At 56.7% G+C, this 2976-nt stretch carries 2 protein-coding genes; both read right to left on the bottom strand.

Annotated elements, in window-relative coordinates:
• Window positions 1-961, bottom strand: a 961-nt coding sequence (locus AB4043_RS20705) for a DUF885 family protein (protein ID WP_442307955.1), incomplete at its 3' end; no start/stop codon positions are given.
• An 86-nt stretch (window positions 962-1047) separates the two neighbouring features.
• Window positions 1048-2976: beta-L-arabinofuranosidase domain-containing protein (locus tag AB4043_RS20700; protein WP_442307954.1), on the bottom strand; the 1929-nt coding region annotated here is incomplete at its 5' end.

Below are 2976 nucleotides of genomic sequence, written 5' to 3'. Positions count from 1 at the left end.
ACTCAATGCCCTCCACCACTAGTTTGCGAATCAGCTCCGGCTGATCACCCGGAGGCACGTGCATCGTTTTGACCTTCTCTACCGCCGCGTGCCAGTCATCGCCATACCCCATCTCATGCGATGCCCGCAGCATCTCCTTCATGCACCAGTCGTATTCGGTCTGCGCGATGGCTGTCAGCTCTTCAGGGGTGTATGGAATAAGGTCGGCTGACAGCTCGCGCATCAACGCCTCATGGCCTACCGGATCTCCGATGATGGTCTTCTTGTCGTCAGCGGCGATCCCAACCAGCTTCTCCCGAAGGAATGCCTCATATTCTTCCAGCGCCTTATCTGCATCGCGATAGGGCTGCTCCACCCACCAGGTGAAGCCTGGGTCATAGCCGCTGTATTGCCCATACCAGTTATGAAGGACCTTCTTTAGCTGCTCTGTCGCGGCAACTGCGCGGTTAGCAACGACAGCATCGAACTTCGGTTTGCCTTCGCTCTTCGCCGGATCGAGCGCGTGTTTCGCGTTCTCAATGGCCCGGACCATGGCCATCAGCGTCGCGGCCGTCTTCTCAGCATCCGGCCGCACCATGCGCCGGTGCTTATCCTCCAGGTCTTCAATCGTTCCGGCAAAAGGAAGCAGCGGTCTCATGGCCGTTGCCTTCTCGCGCTGCAGGCCGAGCTCGTACAGCTCGCCTCGGAGCTGGTTCTGAAGCAGCAGGTAATCCAGCTTTTCGTCTTCTGCCAACGTCTTGAAGTCAACCGCAGCAAGCTCTTTCTGTTTCTGTTGATAGAACGCCTCCATCCTGTCCAGGCGGCTCGCTGAGAAAGAAATAACGTATGCCGCCTCCAGCGCTCTGCGATCGGCGCTGAACTGCTGGATCATCGATGGCAGCTTCGGCTCTGCAGCTTGCGGGGTTGCGGCCCGCGTCTGAAGGCAAAAACAGGAGAAGACAACGACTGCGATGGTCGGCACAAGACATGTTGAAAATTTGTTCGTTCTATCCACGATGTTATTCTTCTCCTCAAGGCAGAACAAAAGCCGCTCACGGCGGCTCTTGCTTACGACGAAACGTTTGCGTCTTTCTTAGCAGTAAACAAGCGGACACCGAATACCGGTCCTACTGTCGACCGGTCATGTGGAATAAAGCGCACCCGGATGCTCTCTTTGCCCTTTGTCAGGTCAGTGCTCAACGGATATTCCACATCGAAGAACTTTCCGGGACGATCCTGCTTCAGCGTCTGGGTGGCGACCTTCACATTGTCCACCAGGATGTCGAAGCTTCGTTCGCGCTCATCACCCCAGTAGGTAGCCTGCAGCACCATCTCCACGGGTTTGCACTTCAGCGTGAACTCGAAGTATCCACCGGAACGAGCGTCACGTCCATTCCGCCCGCGATACGACACCGGATATGAGATCTCCGAAACCAGCTTATGGTCCCTCTCAGGCTGCATCTCGCCCAGATGCATCACATCGACAGACCGTGCAGCGATATCCCGCGCCTTTGCCTGCTCTGCCAGGAAGTTACTCTCTTCCATTTTCCATGCTGCTTCGGTGAACCGCTTGAAGTAGACGGCGCTGCGGCGATCGTACTGACTATAGAACGGAACGAACTTCAGGTCCGCCGGCCGTACGATGCCCTTCGACGCATAGATCGCCTTCTCGGACGAGACGGCCGAAAAGCCCGACAGCAGGTTCTCGCCTACCAGCGACGGATCGGGATTGTCCCATTTCTCCGATACCGGACCAAGATCAGCGCTCATAACCATGGGGCCGCGAAGCAATGCGACCGTATCGTTGTCACCGGGTGCGGGCTCCAGCCGCAGATCGAGCGGCAGAGTGATTGCCAACACGTCTCCCTGCTTCCACATTCGCTTTACCAACAGGTATCCACGTACCAGTTCAACATCGACTGCTTTTCCATTCACCGTGACCTTCGCCTTCTCTCCAGCCCATCCTGGAGAGCGGAGACCAATCGCAAAGCTTTGCCGTTGCGGTAGAGCCGTCAACGTCAGTCGCGATTCCGGCGCGAACGGATAGTTGGTCTCGAGCCTGAGCTTCGCCTTTCTACCTGGCCAATCGGCTTCGGCAGAAATATAGAGATTCACCAGCAACGCTCCGTCACCTTCCCAGAAGATCGACTCACCATGCTTGGCGTGACTCTCCATACCGGTGCCCACGCAACACCAGAAGGCGTCTTCCTTTGGAGTGGAATAGCCGCGCTCCGCTCCGGACATCAGCGGGGTCATATAGGTAAAGCCGCCGTCTTTCGGATTCTGTGCCGCCATCACGTGATTCAGGTGCGCCCGCTCGTAGTAGTCGAAGTAGGTTCCATCTGGATGCCAGGCATACAAATGCCGTGTCAGCTTCAGCATGTTGTACGTATTGCAGTGCTCACAGGTCTGCTCGGTAATGTGGGCAGCGATCGTGTCGGGAGCTGAGAAATACTCACGGTCTGCGTTTCCACCGATGACATAGCTGTGGTGCTTCGTCACCGCCTCCCAGAAGAACTCCGCTGCACGTCCTGGTTCGGGCTTGTTGGTAAGTTCGTGAAGTCGGGCAAGACCAATCAGCTTCGGCACCTGCGTATTCGCGTGGAAGTTTGCCAACTTATCTTCGCCGGCTTCCAGCGGATCCAGTACACGGCGGTCATACAACCGCTCTGAGACGGCAAGCCAACGCTTATCGTGAGTGATGGCATAGAGCTCCGCGTAGCTTTCGTTCAGGCCGCCATACTCGCAGGCCAGCAGCTTCTGCATCTGCTCGTCGTTCAGCGCATCGAAGACGTCCGCGAAATACCCGGCCAGTCCGGTTGCCACTTTGAGCGCAGTGGGATCACCCCAGCTCTCATAAACATCCAGCAGACCCGCGAAGACCTTGTGCACGGTGTAAAGCGGAGACCAGGAACCATTCAGATCGAATCCGCCGGACCGGATCTCGCCTTGCTTTACCTCGCGGAAGATCTCTTCTCCATCAACGATAGTTCCATC

It is taken from the genome of Terriglobus sp. YAF25 (assembly GCF_052113305.1).
In the GTDB taxonomy this organism is placed as follows: domain Bacteria; phylum Acidobacteriota; class Terriglobia; order Terriglobales; family Acidobacteriaceae; genus Terriglobus.
Note: the sequence above shows the minus strand (reverse complement) of the source record. Positions and strands in the feature narration are given on the sequence as shown.